This window comes from Gilvimarinus gilvus, assembly GCF_030518155.1.
Classification (GTDB): domain Bacteria; phylum Pseudomonadota; class Gammaproteobacteria; order Pseudomonadales; family Cellvibrionaceae; genus Gilvimarinus; species Gilvimarinus gilvus.
Genome location: NZ_JAULRU010000804.1, coordinates 1 through 448, shown reverse-complemented (window position 1 = coordinate 448; position 448 = coordinate 1). Strand labels below are relative to the sequence as shown.

At 35.0% G+C, this 448-nt stretch carries 1 protein-coding gene; it reads left to right on the top strand.

The window, feature by feature from the left end; translation table 11 throughout:
• Nucleotides 1–448, top strand: a 448-nt coding sequence (locus QWI17_RS21570; RefSeq protein WP_302724604.1) for a hypothetical protein, incomplete at both ends; no start/stop codon positions are given.

The window sequence follows — 448 nt, the reverse complement described above, 5'->3', positions numbered from 1 at the left end:
AGATGTTTCTAAAAACCCCGTTTTCAAAGATGCAGAAGCGCGTTATTTTCTTGCCGAAAAAGAAGGTAAGATTGTGGGGCGTGTTGCGGCAATTATCAATTGGCAAGAAGTCAATAATCAACAAAAACGTAAAATGCGTTTCGGTTGGTTTGATATGATTGATGATATCGACGTCACAAAAGCACTTTTGGCAAAAGTTGCGGAAATAGGTAAAGAAAATCAATTAGAATATATAGAAGGCCCAGTTGGTTTTTCGAATTTGGAAAAGGCAGGTTTACTAACTTTCGGATTTGATAAATTGGCTACAATGGTTGGTTTATATAATTTTCCGTACTATGCGCAACACTTAGAATCGTTAGGTTTTGAAACTGCAAACGAATGGGTAGAATATGAATTGTCTGCACCAACAGAATTACCAGAAAAAGTTATCAAATTCAATAAAATTATT